The sequence below is a fragment of the Pseudomonas sp. Z8(2022) genome, assembly GCF_025837155.1.
GTDB lineage: Bacteria > Pseudomonadota > Gammaproteobacteria > Pseudomonadales > Pseudomonadaceae > Aquipseudomonas.
This window is the reverse complement of sequence record NZ_CP107549.1, coordinates 76,947-95,079: the sequence shown is the minus strand read 5'-3', so window position 1 is coordinate 95,079 and position 18,133 is coordinate 76,947. Positions and strand designations below refer to the sequence as shown.

16 protein-coding genes are annotated in these 18,133 nt (G+C 64.8%); 7 read left to right on the top strand and 9 right to left on the bottom strand.

Annotated features, from left to right (window positions below):
- Positions 1-51 precede the first annotated feature (51 nt).
- The gene (locus tag OEG79_RS00410) at positions 52-933 is read right to left on the bottom strand and encodes a LysR family transcriptional regulator (protein WP_264146942.1); all 882 of its coding nucleotides are present in this window, start codon (positions 931-933) and stop codon (positions 52-54) included.
- 74 nt (positions 934-1,007) lie between these two features.
- The gene (locus OEG79_RS00405; protein WP_264146941.1) at positions 1,008-1,499 is read right to left on the bottom strand and encodes a DUF3060 domain-containing protein; all 492 of its coding nucleotides are present in this window, start codon (positions 1,497-1,499) and stop codon (positions 1,008-1,010) included.
- Positions 1,500-1,737: 238 nt separating this feature from the next.
- Between OEG79_RS00405 and trpB the strand changes: the two genes are divergently transcribed.
- Both trpB and trpA read left to right on the top strand, forming a co-directional pair.
- The gene (trpB, locus tag OEG79_RS00400) at positions 1,738-2,952 is read left to right on the top strand and encodes a tryptophan synthase subunit beta (protein ID WP_264146940.1); all 1,215 of its coding nucleotides are present in this window, start codon (positions 1,738-1,740) and stop codon (positions 2,950-2,952) included.
- A complete protein-coding gene (trpA, locus tag OEG79_RS00395) occupies positions 2,949-3,758 on the top strand; it encodes a tryptophan synthase subunit alpha (RefSeq protein ID WP_264146939.1) in 810 nt (269 codons plus the stop codon). The genes trpB and trpA overlap by 4 nt, the downstream gene beginning before the upstream one ends.
- A gap of 72 nt (positions 3,759-3,830) precedes the next feature.
- Here trpA and OEG79_RS00390 read toward each other — a convergent pair whose 3' ends face one another.
- Both OEG79_RS00390 and ybaL read right to left on the bottom strand, forming a co-directional pair.
- Complete coding sequence (locus tag OEG79_RS00390; RefSeq protein ID WP_264146938.1) at positions 3,831-5,297, bottom strand: alanine/glycine:cation symporter family protein; 1,467 nt, start codon at positions 5,295-5,297, stop codon at positions 3,831-3,833.
- A 403-nt stretch (positions 5,298-5,700) separates the two neighbouring features.
- Positions 5,701-7,428, bottom strand: coding sequence for a YbaL family putative K(+) efflux transporter (ybaL, locus tag OEG79_RS00385; RefSeq protein ID WP_264146937.1), 1,728 nt, complete (start codon positions 7,426-7,428; stop codon positions 5,701-5,703).
- Between the two features lie 464 nt (positions 7,429-7,892).
- Here ybaL and OEG79_RS00380 point away from each other — a divergent pair, with 464 nt between their 5' ends.
- Complete coding sequence (locus tag OEG79_RS00380) at positions 7,893-8,636, top strand: SDR family oxidoreductase (protein ID WP_264146936.1); 744 nt, start codon at positions 7,893-7,895, stop codon at positions 8,634-8,636.
- 73 nt (positions 8,637-8,709) lie between these two features.
- Here the strand turns inward: OEG79_RS00380 and dkgB are convergent, their stop codons facing one another.
- Entirely contained in the window at positions 8,710-9,513 is an 804-nt protein-coding gene (gene dkgB / locus OEG79_RS00375; RefSeq protein ID WP_264146935.1) for a 2,5-didehydrogluconate reductase DkgB, read from the bottom strand.
- Between the two features lie 195 nt (positions 9,514-9,708).
- Here dkgB and OEG79_RS00370 point away from each other — a divergent pair, with 195 nt between their 5' ends.
- The gene (locus OEG79_RS00370) at positions 9,709-10,602 is read left to right on the top strand and encodes a LysR substrate-binding domain-containing protein (RefSeq protein ID WP_264146934.1); all 894 of its coding nucleotides are present in this window, start codon (positions 9,709-9,711) and stop codon (positions 10,600-10,602) included.
- Positions 10,603-10,748: 146 nt separating this feature from the next.
- Here the strand turns inward: OEG79_RS00370 and pbpG are convergent, their stop codons facing one another.
- Positions 10,749-11,651, bottom strand: a complete 903-nt coding sequence (gene pbpG / locus OEG79_RS00365) for a D-alanyl-D-alanine endopeptidase (protein ID WP_264146933.1) — start codon at positions 11,649-11,651, stop codon at positions 10,749-10,751.
- Between the two features lie 113 nt (positions 11,652-11,764).
- Positions 11,765-12,685: a choline sulfate utilization transcriptional regulator gene (locus OEG79_RS00360; RefSeq protein WP_264146932.1), complete on the bottom strand. Its 921-nt coding sequence runs from the start codon at positions 12,683-12,685 to the stop codon at positions 11,765-11,767.
- 112 nt (positions 12,686-12,797) lie between these two features.
- Here OEG79_RS00360 and betC point away from each other — a divergent pair, with 112 nt between their 5' ends.
- Genes betC through OEG79_RS00345 form a run of 3 tightly spaced genes read left to right on the top strand, consistent with a single transcriptional unit; the run spans position 12,798 to position 16,906 of the window.
- Positions 12,798-14,306 carry a choline-sulfatase gene (gene betC / locus OEG79_RS00355; RefSeq protein ID WP_264146931.1) on the top strand — a complete coding sequence of 503 codons (1,509 nt, stop codon included), beginning with the start codon at positions 12,798-12,800 and terminating at the stop codon, positions 14,304-14,306.
- A 49-nt stretch (positions 14,307-14,355) separates the two neighbouring features.
- Positions 14,356-15,276, top strand: a complete 921-nt coding sequence (choX, locus tag OEG79_RS00350; RefSeq protein ID WP_264146930.1) for a choline ABC transporter substrate-binding protein — start codon at positions 14,356-14,358, stop codon at positions 15,274-15,276.
- Positions 15,277-15,334: 58 nt separating this feature from the next.
- Entirely contained in the window at positions 15,335-16,906 is a 1,572-nt protein-coding gene (locus tag OEG79_RS00345) for a SulP family inorganic anion transporter (protein ID WP_264146929.1), read from the top strand.
- Between the two features lie 22 nt (positions 16,907-16,928).
- Here the strand turns inward: OEG79_RS00345 and OEG79_RS00340 are convergent, their stop codons facing one another.
- Together OEG79_RS00340 and aroE are read right to left on the bottom strand one after the other, a co-directional pair.
- The gene (locus tag OEG79_RS00340; RefSeq protein ID WP_264146928.1) at positions 16,929-17,279 is read right to left on the bottom strand and encodes a DOPA 4,5-dioxygenase family protein; all 351 of its coding nucleotides are present in this window, start codon (positions 17,277-17,279) and stop codon (positions 16,929-16,931) included.
- A 5-nt stretch (positions 17,280-17,284) separates the two neighbouring features.
- Positions 17,285-18,106 carry a shikimate dehydrogenase gene (gene aroE, locus OEG79_RS00335; protein ID WP_264146927.1) on the bottom strand — a complete coding sequence of 274 codons (822 nt, stop codon included), beginning with the start codon at positions 18,104-18,106 and terminating at the stop codon, positions 17,285-17,287.
- Between the last annotated feature and the right edge of the window lie 27 nt (positions 18,107-18,133).

Here is an 18,133-nt window from a genome sequence, read left to right as displayed (position 1 = left end):
CCCGGCACAAGTGTCATCTATCGCGTTGGCAGCCGGCCAGCGCTGTCGTGCTCAGGCCGCCAGCTCTTTGCGTAACCAGTGCGCCAGGCGCTCGCTGCGTGGGTCGGCGCGGCGCGTCCACAGCGCCAGGTAGCCACTGGTTTCGACGAAGCCCCAGGGCGCGACCAGACGCCCGGCGCGCAGATCATCGGCGACCAGCGTCTGCGGCGCGATGGCCACACCGAGCCCCGCCGCAGCAGCTTCCAGCAGATAGTAGAGATGCTCGAAACCCTGGCCTTGCTGCAGGCGCTCGGGCGCCAGCCCCTGGGCCTGCGCCCACTGCGGCCAGGCCTGCGGGCGCGAGGTGGTATGCAGCAGCGGCTCGGCGTAGAGCGCTTCGGGCCGCGCAGCAGCCAACTGCGCATGGTTGCCGTAGCGCGGGCTGAGCACCGGGCCGATGCGCTCCGGCGCCAGCTCGAACACCTGCATGTCGGCCGGCCAGGGCGGATCGGCAAACAGCAGGGTGGCGTCCACCTCTGCGCTGCGCGGGTCCAGCTCGCCCTGGCTGGCCGATAGCTGCAGGCGCAGCTCGGGCAACTCGCGCTGCAGGCGATCGAGACGCGGAATGAACCAGCGCGCCAGCAGGCTGCCCGGACATCCAAGGACGAAGGGACGTTCCTCGGTTTCGCGGCGCAGCGTGGCGCAGGTATCACGCAGGCGCTCGAAGGCTTCCGAGGTGGCGTCGCGCAGGCGCAGGCCGGCGGCGGTGAGCTTGACGCCACGGCCATCCTTTTCGAACAGACCGAGGCCGAGCTGCTCTTCGAGCACACGAATCTGCCGGCTGACCGCGCCGTGGGTGACGTGCAGCTCCTCGGCGGCGCGGCTGACGCTTTGCAGTCGGGCGGCCGCCTCGAAGGCGCGCAGGGCATTGAGTGGTGGCAGGTCGCGGCTCATGGAGAGGTGATTTTTTCTGACGATTCGACGCCATCTAATCACGTTCACCGCCGGGCGCCAACCTGCCGCGCCGATCAGTCCTGCCTGATACGGTGATCGACGCCTGTGGTCTCGATCTGCGGCTCATCGCCGCTCCAGGTCAGTTGCTGGCTGAGACCGTTTATCTCGATCAGTACCGGACCGCCGAGGTCGAGATCGAGCACGTTGCCTTCGCCGTATATGGCAACCGACGCCGCCTGCCCGCCATCGCCGCTCACCTCGGTTTCAAGGTTGTGCTCGCTGCCACTGACCTCGAGACTGGTGACGCGCTCGGCCTCGATGCGGTTCCTCACGCCCGTGACCACCAGACCGGCGGCCTTGCCGAAACTCACCTGCTGTTCGGAGCCGTTGACCTCGACCTGGCCGCAGTCGCCGGTGAGGCGGAACTGATTGCCGTTGCCGGTGACGCTCACATCGAGCCCCTTGCATGGAACCTCGCGTGATACGCCGATGCCATGCAGATCCAGTGTCTGCGCCTGTGCCGCACAAGCCGCCACCATCACGCCCGCCGCCAATACCTTGCGCATCGCTTTCTCCCTGATAGAACGACCCCACGGCCGCAGATGCTGGGACTGATCAGGCGCTGCCGAGTTCTGCGCCGTCCAGCGGAGCATCCGGAAATGTGCCCTGACGCACAGTTCACACCTGTGAGTTTTTCTGACGAATAAGCTCAATCAAATCGCTTTTCGCTGGGCCGCATGGGGCTAGAATGGCCCCATCTCTCACTCGCCCGGCCAGCCCCGCGCTGTCGACAAGGAGCACGCCATGACCTCATTTCGCACCGGCCCCGACGCCCGCGGCCTGTTCGGCCGTTTCGGTGGTCAGTTCGTCGCCGAAACCCTGATGCCGCTGATCAATTCACTGGCCGCCGAATACGAGAAGGCCAAGAACGATCCGGCCTTCCTCGAAGAGCTCGCCTACTTCCAGCGCGACTACATCGGCCGCGCCAGCCCGCTGTATTACGCCGAGCGCCTGAGCGAGCACTTCGGTGGAGCGAAGATCTACCTCAAGCGCGAAGACCTGAACCACACCGGCGCGCACAAGATCAACAACTGCATTGGCCAGATCCTCCTGGCCAAACGCATGGGCAAGCAACGCATCATTGCCGAGACCGGCGCCGGCATGCATGGCGTGGCTACCGCCACCGTGGCCGCGCGCTTCGGCATGCAGTGCGTGGTGTACATGGGTACCACCGACATCGACCGCCAGCAGGCCAACGTCTTCCGCATGAAGCTACTCGGCGCCGAGGTGATCCCGGTCACCGCCGGCACCGGCACCCTCAAGGACGCCATGAACGAAGCCCTGCGCGACTGGGTAACCAACGTCCACAACACCTTTTACCTGATCGGCACCGCCGCCGGCCCGCATCCGTACCCGGCCATGGTGCGCGACTTCCAGTCGGTGATCGGCAACGAAGTGCGCGAGCAGATCCTGGCGAAGGAAGGGCGCCTGCCCGACTCGCTGGTGGCCTGCATCGGCGGCGGCTCCAACGCCATCGGCCTGTTCCACCCCTTCCTCGATGACCAAGGCGTGCAGATCGTTGGCGTCGAGGCGGCCGGCCACGGTATCGACACCGGCAAGCATGCGGCGAGCATGGCTGGTGGCGCGCCGGGCGTGCTGCACGGCAACCGTACCTTCCTGCTACAGGACGAGGACGGTCAGATCGCCGATGCCCATTCGATTTCCGCCGGCCTCGACTACCCCGGCGTCGGCCCGGAACACGCCTGGTTGCACGAGATCAAGCGCGTCGAATACGTGCCGATCAGCGATGACGAAGCCCTCGAAGCCTTCCACCACTGCTGCCGCCTGGAAGGCATCATCCCGGCGCTGGAGTCGTCTCACGCGCTGGCCGAAGCCTTCAAACGTGCACCCAGCCTGCCCAAGAATCACCTGATGGTGATCAACCTGTCCGGTCGTGGCGACAAGGACATGCAGACCGTGATGCACCACATGCAGGACAACCAGGAGAAGCACGCATGAGCCGCCTGCAGAACCGTTTTGCCGAACTGAAAGCGGAAAACCGCGCCGCGCTGGTGACCTTCATCACCGCCGGCGACCCCGACTACGCCACCTCGCTGAGCATCCTCAAGGGCCTGCCGGAAGCCGGTGCCGATGTGATCGAGCTGGGCATGCCGTTCACCGACCCGATGGCCGACGGCCCGGCCATCCAGCTCGCCAACATCCGCGCGCTGGCCGGCAGGCAGGACATGAAACAGACGTTGCAGATGGTTCGCGAATTCCGCGAAGGCAACCAAAGCACGCCGCTGGTACTGATGGGCTACTACAACCCGATCTTCGTCTACGGCGTGGAGCGCTTCATCGCCGATGCCAAGGCTGCCGGTGTCGACGGACTGATCGTGGTCGACGTGCCGCCGGAGCACAACGATGAGCTGTGTGAACCGGCGCAGAGCGCAGGCATCGACTTCATCCGCCTGACCACCCCGACCACCGACGACGAGCGCCTGCCGACCGTGCTGGCCGGCAGCTCCGGCTTCGTCTACTACGTGTCGGTGGCCGGCGTAACCGGCGCCGGTGCGGCGACCATGGATCACGTCGAGGAAGCGGTGACTCGCCTGCGCCGTCATACCGATCTGCCGGTGTGCATCGGTTTCGGCATCCGCACCCCGGCCCATGCTGCCGAAGTGGCCAAGCGCGCCGAAGGCGCGGTGGTCGGCTCGGCGCTGATCGACAAGATCGCCGAGGCGAAAAGCCCGCAGCAGGCCATCGACGGCGTGCTCGGCCTGTGCCGCGAACTGGCCGAAGGGGTACGCGGCGCGCGACGCTGATCGCAAGCCACTGCCCAGGCATAAAAAACCGCTGCATGTGCAGCGGTTTTTTATGCCTGAACGCTTCTTCGCTCAGTTCTTCAGCGCCCTCACCGCAGCATCACCGTAGGTCTCGGCGCGCGTGACATGGTCGCTGCCATCCCAGCATTCGATGTTCTTCAGATCCGGCATGTCGTCGCGGTGAAACACCGGCTCCACACCCTGACGGCGCTGATCCCGGTAATGCTTGAGCAGCCGTGCGACGATGCCGGCCAGCGGTACGATGGCGATCAGGTTGGTCAGCGCCAGCAGGGGCATGAACACATCGGCCATGGCCCACACCACCGAAACCTTGGCCACAGAGCCGATCAGTACAAAGGCCAGCACCAGCACGCGGAACGGTTGCAGCCACAGCTTGCCGCCGAACATGTACTGGATGTTCGATTCGCCGTAGTAGTAGTTGCCGATCACCGAGGTGAAGGCAAACAGCAGGATGGCAAAGCTCAGGAAGTGGATCGCCCAGTTGCCCAGTTCCGCGGCCAGTGCCCATTGCGTGAGGCTGGCGCCGAGGGTCTGGTCGCCATAGGCGTGGCTGGGGTCCGCCAGCAGGATGATCACTGCCGTCATGGTGCAGATCACCAGGGTGTCGAAGTACACCCCCAGCGTCTGTACCAGGCCCTGCTTGACCGGATGCGAGACGGAGGCCGTGGCGCTGGCATTGGGCACCGATCCCATGCCCGCCTCGTTGGAGAACAGGCCGCGCCGCACGCCCATCATGATCGCCGCACCGACCCCGCCGCTGGCGATTTCACGAAGGCCAAAGGCATGCGTGAAGATCTCGCCGAACATTGCCGGCACGCGATCGATATTGAGCAGAATGACCAGCGCGCCGATGCCCAGATACAGCACGGCCATCACTGGTACCACCGTCACCGAAACCTTGGAGATGGTCTGCACGCCACCGAAGATGATCAGTCCGGTGAGCACAGTCAGCACGATACCGATGCCCCAGGCCAGTGTCTCGCTGCCACCTTCGCCGCCGAACGAGGTCTGCATGGCATCGACAATGGAGTTGGCCTGCACCGAGTTGAACACCAGGCCGTAGGTGATGCTGATCATCACCGCGAAGATCACCGCAAGCCAGCGCCAGCCCAGCGCACGCTGGATGTAGTAGGCAGGCCCGCCGTGGTAGCGATACTCCTTTTCGGACTTGTACAACTGGCCTAGGGTCGACTCCACGAAGGAGGTTGCTCCGCCGAGCAGCGCCACCATCCACATCCAGAACACTGCCCCCGGCCCGCCGAGAGCGATGGCAGTGGCCACCCCGGCGATATTGCCAGTGCCGACACGGGAGGCGGCGGAAATGGTGAAGGCCTTGAACGAGGAGATGGCCTGCTTGTCGCCATGATTGCGCTCGGTAATGACCCGGAACATTTCCGGAATCAGGCGGATCTGCACGCCACGGCAGACGAAGGACAGGTACGCCCCGCTGAGCAGCAGCATGGGAATGGCGAGGTAGCTCCATAGCCAGCCGGAAAAGGCTTCGAGAAGTGCAGACACGGGTATCGTCCTATGGTCGCGTTTTCGAAAGGGGCGCGAGGACAGAGCAAGGCAGCCGGATCCCCAAACCCGATTCCGCCGCCGGCGGTATTCCATTACCGGCGAGGATAATGTTTAGGTTAGGCGACGCCACGATGGTTCCGATCCGCTTTTGCAACTCGGCTGGCGCTGGGTGGCCGCGCAGGGATTAGCGAGACAAGGCAAAAAGCGCTGCGCTCATATCCCTCTTGAGGCAGGAGAAGGTCGGCGTTTGGCCTTCAATTGATTCCTGGCGATGAAGATCCGCACCGGCTGATCGAAGCTTTCCAGCACAGGCAGCCCCCGGCCCGATACTGGCCAGAACGGCGCTCATGAAAAAGCCGCTGACGGATTGCTCCGCCAGCGGCTCGTGTCTGCCCGCCGGTCAGTGATTGTGAGCCGGCTTGTAGCTCTCGGCCTCGGACGGGGCAAACTTGGACAGGATGTGGTTCTTCATACCGCGCGCCAGTTCTTCTTCGTCGAAGAACACCTCGCCAATGCCATCGCGACGGAAGATCTGCACGGCATCGGCACTGTGGGTACGGATCACCACTTCGATGTCCGGGTTGAGCGCACGGGCGATTTCCACCATGCGCTGCACGTTCATCGGATCCGGTGTGGCGATGACCAGCATCGAGGCCTTGGCAATGTGCGCCTGGATCAGCGTGCCCGGATCACCCGAGTCACCACTGACCGCGGCCAGGCCTTCGGCACGAATCTGTTCGACGCGCTCGCGATTCTGCTCGACCACCACGAACGGGATGTTCCGCTCGCCCAGCGCCCTGACGATGCGTCGGCCCACGCGACCATAGCCGACCACGACCACCTGACCTTCGAGGAATTTCTTCTCGGTGCTCATCGGCAGGACGGCCAGTGGGTCGGCGCGGTGCTCCAGACGCCGCGCCAGAGCCGAGCGCTTGAGCACCAGGTTCTTGAATGGCTGGATCATGCCGAAGACCAACGGGTTGAACGCTATGGATATCAGCGCGCCGGCGAGTACCAGGCTCATGCCCTCCTGTGGCAACAGCCCCAAGGCCATGCCCAGGCCGGCGAGAATGAAGGAAAACTCGCCGATTTGCGCCAGACTCGCCGCCACGGTCAGCGCCGTGTTCAGCGGGTAGCGGAAGGCCAGCACGATAAATACCGCGGCCAGGCCCTTGCCAACAATCACGATGGCCACCACGGCCAGCACATGCAGCGGTTCGGAAATCAGCACCGCAGGATCGAACAGCATACCCACGGACACGAAGAACAATACCGAGAACGCATCGCGCAGCGGCAGGGACTCCTCTGCCGCACGGTGCGACAGGTCCGACTCTCGCATGACCGTACCCGCGAAGAACGCACCCAGCGCGAACGACACGTGGAACAGCATGGCCGCACCGTAGGCGATGCCAATCGCAGCGGCCACCACGGAAAGGGTGAACAGTTCACGCGAGCCGGTTTTCGCAATCTGCATCAGCATCCACGGCAGCACGCGGCGACCAACCACCAGCATCACCACGATAAAACCGGCAACCTGCAGCATGGTGACACCCAGCACATACCATAGCGGCTGACTGGCATCACCGACCGGGCTGTTACCGCCCAGTACGCCGGCCAACGGCGGCAGCAGAACCAGTACCAGTACGGTGGCCAGATCTTCCACCACCAGCCAGCCGACGGCGATGCGGCCGTTCATCGAGTCGAGGATGCCGCGAGTTTCCAGGGCCTTCAGCAGCACCACGGTACTGGCGCAGGACAGCGACAGGCCGAGCAGCAGGCTCTCGCCGAAGGTCCAGCCCCACCAGCTGGCGATGCCCAGCCCAAGCCCGGTGGCAAGCCCCATCTGTACCACTGCGCCAGGCAGGGCAATCTTCTTGACGGCCAGGAGATCTTTCAGGGAAAAGTGCAGACCGACGCCGAACATCAGCAGCATCACGCCGATTTCCAGCAGCTGCGGGGCCAGTTCCACATCGGCGACGAAGCCGGGCGTGGCCGGGCCCATGACGATGCCGGCAAACAGATAACCGACCAATGCTGGCAGGCGGATCTTTTCGGCGATGAAGCCGAAAATCAGCGCGAGGCCGAAGCCCCCTGCCAGCATTGTGATGAGTGAGACGTTGTGTTCCATCGCGGCTCCTTAAATCAGCCCCAGACTGATGACTACAGCGGAGGGGATGGCAGGTCAGCACTGTGTACGCCCGCGGCGCACCCAGAACATGAGACAACCCCCTGATTACTAGCAAAAACTGCGCCCTCGACGATTAACGGCAAGGGAAATCCAGCCGCCTGTGCCCTTGTAAGGTGCGGGAACGCAAAGAGCCCAGCAAAGGGCTCTACTTGCCGACAATCGCCTATCCGGGGCTGCGACGCACTGAGAGCCATATCCAGACACACAAATCTGAAAAACGCCCCATAACGATGCTCAAAGCACCAATACAAACAGCCATTTCGCACCAATAAAGTGCGCACATACTCAAGCCTGCATCCGCTATCAGCGCTGACCCTGTTCTGATAGAACCAATGCAGCGAGCCTGACCGGCACTGGCCGGATCGGCGCAAAGCAGGCCCCACGAAACCCTCAAGGAGTCCAATATGAGCAAGAACCTGCTGATCACTGGTGCGAGTCGGGGCATTGGCCGTGCCACCGCCATCCTGGCAGCGACCAGGGGCTGGACGGTCGGGGTGAACTACCGCAGCGACCGCGCCGCCGCCGACGAAGTGGTGGCGCAGATCGAAGCCATGGGCGGCAAGGCCCTCGCCTTGCCCGGCGATGTGGCCGCCGAAGAGGACGTGCAGCGCCTGTTCGAGGCCATGGACAAGCTCGGCCCGTTGCATGGCCTGGTAGTCAACGCCGGGATCGTCGCCCCACCCATGCCGCTGTTGGAAATGAGTGGCGAGCGCCTGCGGCGCATGTTCGACGTCAACGTCCTGGGCAGCTACCTGACCGCCCGCGAGGGCGCGCGCCGCATGGCCCGCAGCCGCGGTGGCGAGGGGGGCTCGATGGTACTGGTGTCATCGATAGCGGCCAGCCTCGGCGCCCCCTTCGAGTACGTCGACTACGCCGGAGCGAAAGGCGCCATGGATGTGCTGACGCGCGGTCTGGCCAAGGAGCTGGGCGGCGAAGGCGTGCGGGTCAACGCCGTCCGCCCCGGACTGATCGACACCGAGATCCACGCCAGCGGCGGCCAGCCGGACCGCGCCGAGCGCCTCGGCAAGACCACACCGCTTGGTCGCGCCGGACGCGCAGAGGAAGTCGCCGAGGCGATCGTCTGGCTGCTCGGCGACAAGGCCAGCTACACCACCGGGGCGCTGATCGATATAGCTGGCGGCAGATAGAAACCAGAGTCGCGGCTAAAGCCCCTCTCACACATTCGTGGTCAGGTGCGCCATGCGCACCCACACGGACGGCTCAATCCCAGCGCGGCGCAAAGCCCGGGTTGGCAACGCGCTCGCCACGATCCAGCGCCTCGATGGCAGCCATGTCTTCGGTGCTCAGGCGCAGCTCGGCAGCTGCCAGGTTGGCGGCCAGATTCTCGCGCCTGGTCGAGGACGGAATCACCGTGTAGCCCTGCTGCAGCGACCAGGCCAGGGCAACCTGCGCCGGGCTGACGCCATGAGCGGCGGCGATGCGCTGGATTTCCGGCTCGACCAGCACCTTGCCGTAGGCCAGCGGCATGTAGGCGGTCAAATGGATGCCCTGCTGACGGGCGAAATTCACCAGTTTGCGGTTCTGCAGCAGCGGATGGATTTCCACCTGGTTGGTGGCGATCTCCTCCAGGCCCACGGCCTCGATGGCCTGACGCAGGTGAGCGATGGTGAAGTTGGATACGCCGATGGCTGCAGTCAGGCCCTGGCGTTTGGCCTCCAGCAGCTCGCCCAGATACTGCGCCACGGGTATCTCGTCATTCGGCGACGGCCAGTGGATCAAGGTCAGGTCGACCCGCTCCAGCCCCAGGCGCTGCAGACTCTCCTTCAGGCTGGCGATCACCCGGCCGCTGCCGAGGTTCTCGGTCCAGATCTTGGTGGTGACGAACAACTCGTCGCGGGCCACGCCGCTGGCGGCGATGGCCTGGCCAACCTCAACCTCGTTGCCGTAGATCTGCGCCGTGTCGATATGCCGGTAGCCCAACTCCAGGCCGGTGCGCACCGAGTCGATGGCGACCTGTTCCTTGAGGCGGAAGGTGCCGAGACCGAAGGGTGGAATGAACTTCATGAACAATCTCCTGCTGGATTACGAAGCGCCGGTCAACATCAGGCCGGAACGGCGACAGAAGGTTCGGTCTCGTCGATCCGGCAGGGTTGCAGAACCCCACTGACGGCGAGCGGAGTTGAGGTGGAGCAGTATCCGCGCCAGACTCATGCGGAAAAAGCCAACAACCCGGCAAACACCTTTGACTGAAGATCAACAATGAAGACCAGCCTGGAAGAAATGCTCGCCTTCGTCAGCGTGGTCGACAGCGGCTCGATCAGCGCCGCGGCCGAACAACTGGATCAGACCGCATCCGGCGTCAGCCGTGCACTGAGCCGCCTGGAAGAAAAGCTCGCCGTCACCCTGCTGCGCCGCACCACCCGGCGCCTGGAACTGACCGAGGAGGGCGAGGTTTTCCTGTCTCAGGCACGGCGCATCCTGGCCAGCGTCGAGGACGCCGAGGAGCAGATGGCCCTGCGTCGCCAGGCGCCGGCCGGACGCCTGCGCATCAATACTGCCTCACCGTTCATGCTGCACGTGATAGTGCCGCTGATCGGCGAATTTCGCGCGCTTTATCCGCAGATCGAGCTGGAACTGAACAGTGACGACCGCATCATCGACCTGCTGGAGCGACGTACCGACCTGGCCATCCGTATCGGCAACCTGCCGGATTCCAGCCTGCACGCCCGGCCGCTGTGCCACAGCTATCGCCGGGTGCTGGCCAGCCCTGCGTATCTGGCGCGTCATGGCACGCCGGCACGTACCGAAGACCTGGCGCAGCACAGCCTGATCGGCTTTACCGAGCCCGACAGCCTCAACGAATGGCCGCTGCGCCATGCCCTCGGCGAGCGCTGGCGCATTACCCCGAGCCTGCGTGCCTCCAGCGGCGATACCGTTCTCGAGCTGGCTCTGGCCAGCGAGGGTCTGGTGTGCCTGTCGGACTTCATGACCGAGGCCGCTCGCGCCAGCGGTGCCCTGGTGGAGGTACTGGCCGGGCAGCGCGTAGAGGCCCGTCAGCCGATCAACGCGGTGTACTACCGCAACACGGCGCTGGCTTCGCGCATCACCTGTTTTCTCGACTTTCTCAGCGAGCGGCTGGGCAGTCCGCGCTGACGGCTCACGACTGAGGAAGATTGACCGTAACCCGGATGCAACCCGGGGCCTTTTGACTGTTTCCCCGGCTTGCATCCGGGCTACACGACAGCACAATGAAAAAGGGCGACTCACCGAGTCGCCCTTTGTGCATCGTCAACTTGAGGTCACTGCGCGGCCTGCAGGCTCCATTCGGCCAGCTTCTGCTGCTTGTAGCTGAGCGCGGCGGCCGGCACAGGAGTGATCTTGCCGGTCTCCATCCAGCGCTTGAGGCGGTTGGCGTCGGCCATGTGCGTGTACTTGCCGAAGGCGCCGAGCACCACGAAGGCGACCGGACGGTTGGCAATGGTGGTGGCCATCACCAGGCAGCGACCGGCGGCGTTGGTGAAGCCGGTCTTGCTCAGGTCGATGTTCCAGTCCGCCTTGCGCACCAGAGCGTTGGTATTGCGAAAGCCCAGTGTGTAGTTGGGCTTGCGAAAGGCCACGGTGGCTTCGGAATCGGTGCTGAACTGGTGGATCAGCGGGTACTGATTGGCCGCCTTGACCATCAGCGCCAGGTCGCGCGCAGTGGCGACATTCTGCTCGGACAGGCCGGTGGGCTCGACGAAATGGCTGTTGTGCATGCCCAGTGCCCTGGCCTTGGCGTTCATCGCCGCGACGAAGGCCGCGTGGCCACCCGGATAATGGTGAGCGAGGCTGGCAGCCGCGCGGTTCTCCGAGGACATCAGCGCCAGGTGCAGCATTTCGCGGCGGGTGATCTCGCTGCCGATGCGCACGCGGGAGAACACGCCCTGCATTTCCTTGGTGTCGCGGATGGTGATCGGCAGCACCTCGTCCAGCGACAGCTTGGCGTCGAGTACCACCATGGCGGTCATCAGCTTGGTGACGGAGGCAACCGGCAGGCGCAGGTCCGGGTTGCTGGAATACAGTTCCTGGCCGGTCTTCAGATCGATCAGCAGGGCGCTACCTGCGGCCAGCTCCTGCTTGGGCTGGGCCGGCGCGGCCTGGAGGTTCGAAACAACAAGGCTGCCACACAGCAGCAGGCCCAATATCGAATGACGGAGTTTCACGGTTCACTTCACCGGTTGGAGTGGAAAGGCCGCGGCCGGCAATGAAGAAAGACCGACCTGTGCGGCGCCGCTCAGTATAGGGACTCACGCTTGGCTATTGCAGTATGGTCCGATCAAACGCTCGCTGCCGGAGAATTCAGTTCGGCCTGCAGCCAGTCGACGAAACGCGCGGTCAGGCGCTGGCGACGCTTGCGCTCGGGCAGCACCAGGTAATAGCCAAGCGCCGAATATGCTTCAGCGTCACCCAGACGACAGAGCAGTCCCTGAGCGAGAAGTTCATCCACCAGATGGCGCCAGCCGATGGCCACACCTTGCCCTGCGATGGCGGCCTGGATCAACAGCGTGTAGTTATCGAAGCGCAGGGCACCTGGTGTCGGCGGGCTGGCGATGCCGAGGACACGGAACAGTCCCTCCCATTCGAACCAGCGTGAGCGGTGTTCCGGGCGCAGGTGCAGCAGCGGCAGCTCGGTCAGCACCTTGGTCGGCAGCGGAGGCTGACGCTCGCCGAGCAGGCGCGGGCTGCACACCGGGAAAACCTCTTCGCGAAACAGCAGATGCGCCTCGCCATGCTTGAAGCGACCGTCACCGAAGCGGATCGCCACGTCGATGTCACTGGGCACCGTGGCCGGGTCACGCTCGCTGGTGATCAGGCTGACGTCCACCTCCGGGTACAGGCGATTGAAGCGCTGCAGGCGCGGCATCAGCCAGTAGGCGGCGAAGGCGAAGTCGGTGGCCACCTGCAGGACTTCGTGCTGCTGCCGCGCGGTGACCGCCGCCAGGCCCGCATCGAGGGCTGTCAGCCCTTCCTGCACATGGCCTAGCAACAGTTCGCCAGCCTCCGTCAGGACAATGCCGCGATAGACGCGGTCGAACAGGCGCGTGGCCAGTTGCTGCTCGAGGCGCTTGATCTGCTGGCTGATGGCCGGCTGGCTGCTGCCCAGCTCGTTGGCGGCAGCGGTGAAACTGAGCTGGCGCGCCGCCGACTCGAACACCCGCAGCGCGTCGAGCGACACCCCATCGAAGGCTTTAAACATAAGCTCTACTTATCCGAGACATGTGTCGCAGCCGGGTTTACCCTGCCGCCGTTCTACCGGAATCATGGCGCCAGCACTGTCGCATAAACACACAGTATGGAATAGCCGCCACATGAAGCGCCCGAACATCCTTTTCATCATGGCCGACCAGTTGGCCGCGCCGATCCTGCCGCTGCACGATGCCGCCTCGCCGGTGCAGATGCCCAACCTGATGAAACTGGCCGAGCAGGCCGTGGTGTTCGACTCGGCCTACTGCAACAGCCCACTCTGTGCGCCGTCGCGCTTCACTCTGGTCAGCGGCCGGCTGCCGTCGAAGATAGGCGCCTATGACAATGCCGCCGATTTTCCGGCCGACGTGCCGACCTACGCCCACTACCTGCGCCGCCTCGGCTACCGCACGGCGCTGTCGGGCAAGATGCACTTCTGCGGCCCGGACCAGTTGCACGGTTACGAGGAGCGTCTGACCAGCGACATCTACCCGGCCGACTACGGCTGGGCGGTGAACTGGGACGCGCCGGACGTGCGCGCCAGCTGGTACCACAACATGTCCTCGGTGCTGCAGGCCGGCCCCTGCGTGCGCAGCAACCAGCTGGACTTCGATGAGGAGGTGGTGTTCAAGGCCCGCCAGTATCTCTACGACCACGTCCGCATGACACCCGAGCAGCCGTTCTGCCTGACCGTATCGATGACCCACCCGCACGACCCTTACACCATTCCCCGTGAATACTGGGATCGCTACGAAGATGTGGACATTCCCATGCCACATCAGCACATCGAGCAGGCCGAGCAGGATCCGCACTCGCAACGCCTGCTCAAGGTCATCGACCTGTGGGACAAGCCGTTACCCGAGGATAAGATCCGCGACGCCCGCCGCGCCTATTTCGGCGCCTGCAGCTATATCGACGACAACATCGGCAAGCTGCTGAAGACGCTGGAAGAATGCGGTCTGGCCGAAGACACCCTGATCGTCTTCTCCGGCGACCACGGCGACATGCTTGGCGAACGTGGCCTCTGGTACAAGATGCACTGGTTCGAGATGTCGGCCCGCGTGCCGCTGCTGGTGCATGCACCGAAGCGCTTCGCCGCGCATCGGGTCAGCCAGTCGGTCTCCACCCTCGATCTGCTGCCGACCCTGGTGGAACTCGCCGGTGGCCAGGTCGATGCCGGCCTGGAGCTGGAAGGCCGCTCACTGCTGCCGCATCTCAAGGGTGAAGGCGGCCATAACGAAGTGCTCGGCGAATACATGGCCGAAGGCACGCTCAGCCCGCTGATGATGATCCGCCGCGGCCCATGGAAATTCGTCTACTCCGAGCAGGACCCGCTGCTGCTGTTCAACCTCGACAGCGACCCGCAGGAACGCCACAACCTGGCCGACTGCAGCGAGCACAAGGGCATCCTCGCCGGCTTCCTCGCCGAGGCCCGCGAGCGCTGGGACGTTCCGGCGATCCACGCCGCCACCCTGGCCAGCCAGCGTCGCCGCCGACTGGTGGCCGAAGCGCTGAGCCAGGGCAAGCGAACCAGCTGGGATCACCAGCCCTGGGTCGACGCCAGCCAGCAGTACATGCGCAACCACATCGACCTCGACGATCTGGAGCGCCGCGCCCGTTTCCCTCAGGTATGAACCTTTACTGACTGCCGCCCCCAAAACAGAAGAAAAAAGGAGAGACGCCATGAACCGATTGAATGCGCTGTTACTCGCCACCGCGCTCAGCAGCGCCGCAAATGTCTGGGCCGAGGATGCAGCCTGCAGCACGGTCAAGCTGGGTGATCCGGGCTGGAGCGACATCGCCGTGACCAACGGCATCGCCAGCTTCCTGCTCGACGGCCTGGGCTACAAGGCGGAAAGCCAGACCCTGGCCGTGCCGATCATCTTCGCCGGGCTGCAGAAGGGCCAGGTCGACGTCTTCCTCGGCAACTGGATGCCGGCGCAACAGAGCAACTACGACAAGTTCGTCCCCAGCGGTGAGGTCGACAAGCTGGCGCAGAACCTCGAAGGCACCGAGTACACCCTGGCCGTACCGACCTATGCCTATGAGGCCGGGGTGAAGACCTTCGCCGACCTCGACAAGCACGCCGACAAGTTCGGCAAGAAGCTTTACGGCATCGCTTCCGGCTCGCCGGCCAATGAGTCGATCAGGCAGATGATTGCCGCCGACGAGTTCGGCCTGGGCGACTGGCAACTGGTGGAGTCCAGCGAGCAGGCGATGCTGGTGCAGGTGGGCCGAGCGGTGAAGCGCGATCAGTTCGTGGTGTTTCTCGGCTGGACGCCGCACCCGATGAACGTGCAGTACGACATGCAGTACCTCAAGGGCGGCGAGAAGTATTTCGGCGACAGTGGCCAGGTCAATACCCTGGCGCGCAAGGGCTATGCCGAGCAGTGCCCGAACGTCGGCAAGCTCCTGAGCCAGTTGCGCTTCACCCAGGACATGGAGAACAGCATCATGGACCAAGTACTGAGCAAGCAGGCCAGCAACGACGCCGCGATCAAGGCCTGGCTCAAGGCCAACCCGCAGGTGCTCGATGGCTGGTTGCAAGGCGTCACCACCCGCGACGGCGGCGACGGCGTGGCTGCCGTGAAGGCGCGACTTTGAATTAACCGCCGCAAGTGAGTAGGGTGGAGCCGCCTGCGGCCCATCCCCGATCCGAGCCATGCGCCTACCTGACCGCCAGACCCTGTTGCCGTTTCTACGCTGGTTACCCGGCATCAGCCGCAAGACCCTCGGCAACGACCTGCTGGTGGGCCTCAGTGGCGCCATCCTGGCCCTGCCGCAGTCGCTGGCCTACGCCCTGATCGCCGGACTGCCTGCGGAGTACGGGCTGTATGCGGCCATCGTGCCGGTAATCATCGCCTGCCTGTGGGGCTCGTCCTGGCACCTGATCTGCGGGCCGACCGCCGCCATCTCCATCGTCCTGTTCACCAGCGTCACGCCCATGGCACGCATGGGCAGCGACGAGTTCATCGCCCTGATCCTGCTGCTGACCTTTCTCGCCGGGCTGTTCCAGTGGCTGCTCGGCCTGTTGCGCTTCGGCGCGCTGGTGAACTTCGTCTCGCAGTCGGTGGTGCTCGGCTTCACCCTCGGCGCGGCGCTGGTGATCGCCATCGGGCAGATGCCCAATCTGCTCGGCGTGGAGGTCGCCAACCAACCCACGGCCCTGACCGGCCTGCTGCAGATCGGCCAGCACCTGCCCGAGGCGCACTGGCCGAGCCTGGCGCTGGCGGCCTTTACCCTGCTGCTCAGCGTGGCCGTGCGCAAACTCTGGCCGAAGGCACCCGCACTGCTGATCGGCCTGGTCGGCGGCAGCCTGCTGGTCTGGCTGCTGCCCGCCCGCTTCGCCGCGGACATCGCTCTGGTCGCGCCGTTCGACGGCGGCCTGCCGCCTTTGACCATCCTGAATTTCGACCTCGACAACGTGCTGCGCCTGCTGCCGGCAGCGGTGGCCTGCGGCATGCTCGGGCTGGTCACCAGCCTGTCCATCGCCCGCGCCCTGGCAGTGATGTCGCACCAGTTCCTCGACGCCAACCAGGAAGTGCGCGCCCAGGGTCTGTCGAACATCATCGGCCCCTGGTTCTCCGGCTCGCTGTCGGCCGGCTCCTTCACCCGCTCGGCGCTGAACCTGCAGGCCGGCGCACGCACACCGCTGGCCGGAGTGTTTTCGGCGCTGCTGGTAGCGCTGTTCGCGGTGTTCGGCGCGGCGCTGCTGACGCACATACCTCTGCCGGTGATGGCCGCCGGTATCCTGCTGATCTGCTGGGGCCTGGTGGATCTGCCGGCGATTCGGGCACTGCGCAAGGTCAGTCGCTCGGAGTTCGTGGTGATGCTGCTGACCTTCACCGCCACTCTGGTGCTGGAGCTGCAGACGGCGATCTACGCCGGTGTGCTGGCCTCGCTGTTCTTCTACCTCAAACGTACCTCGCAGCCACGCGTGCGCCTGTGGCACGACGGCGATGACGAGGTACTGCGCATCGACGGTTCGATCTTCTTCGGCGCCTGCCAGTACATCCAGCAACTGCTGCAACGCAGCCGTGGCCGGCGTGTGGTGATCGACGCTCGGCACATCAACTTCATCGACTATGCCGGGGTGGAGATGCTGCACCAGGAGGCGCGTCGCCTGCAGGCGGCGCAGCGCAACCTGGTGCTGCGCCAGGCACGACCTCAGGTGGTGGAGGAGATTCTCAAGCTGGAGGGCGCCGAGCACTGCCCGATGCAGTTCGAGCATTGAGCGGGGCAACTGGCCCCGGCCATCATTCGTCCGCGAATGCGCTCAGGTCCAGCGGGCGTGACTGACCGAGCCACAGCGACCAGTCACGGTGGTCGCGCAGCTCATCGTCGGTGATCGGGTGCACCAGCACATTGAGGCCGTCGCGGTGCTGCATCAGCCAGGGCACCAGCTCGCCAAACAGATCGGGACGGAAGGCCAGTTGGCAGCTCCAGTCCGGATGCGGCCCGACCGGGCGCTCGTGCATCCGTCCCATCTTCAGCGGGAAACGCCGCGCGGCTTCTTCGCACAGCGCACGGGCCTGATCGAGGGTGCCGGCATCGAAGTAGACGTGGGCGTGGTAACCCCGCACCCGTGGCAGCGTCCGTTCGTCCATGGGCGCTAGCCCGCCAGTTGGCGGCGCAGTTCGGCCAGCACCGGCGCGGTGTCCGGACGCACGCCACGCCACAGCTCGAAGGCCTCGGCCGCCTGCTCGACCAGCATGCCCAGGCCGTCCAGGCAGCGCGCAGCGCCCTGCTCGGCGGCCCAACGATTGAAGGCGGTTGCCTCGCGGCCGTACATCATGTCGTAGCAGAGCGTATGTCCGGGCTGGATCAGGCCAGGTGCAATCGGCGGCAACTCACCGCCCAGGCTGGCCGAGGTGCCGTTGACGATCAGGTCGACCGGCGCATCGATCCAGTCAAAACCGGCGGCGACCAGCGGGCCGAGATCGGCGAACTCGCGCACCAGTTGCTCGGCCTTGCTTACGGTGCGGTTGGCGATCACCAGCACCGCCGGCTTCTGCGCCAGGAAGGGTTCCAGCACGCCGCGCACGGCGCCACCGGCGCCGAGGATCAGAACGCGCTTGCCGGCCAAGCTGAAACCGGCGTTGTCCTGCAGGTCGCGGGTCAGCCCGGCGCCGTCGGTGTTGTCACCGAGCAGGCGACCGTCTGCCAGCTTCTTCAGGGTGTTCACTGCACCGGCGCGGCGGGCACGCTCGGTGAGTTCGTCGGCCAGGCGAAAGGCCTCTTCCTTGAACGGCACGGTGACGTTGCCGCCCAGACCGTCGGCGAAGAAGGCTCGGGCATCGCCGGCGAAGTCATCCAGCGGTGCCAGACGCGCATCGTAGGTCAGCGCGTGACCGGTCTGCTCGGCGAACAGACGATGGATCAGCGGCGATTTGCTGTGGCCGATGGGGTTGCCGAAGACGCAGTAGCGGTCCATGAGAAATCCTGTTGTGTTGGCCGGGCT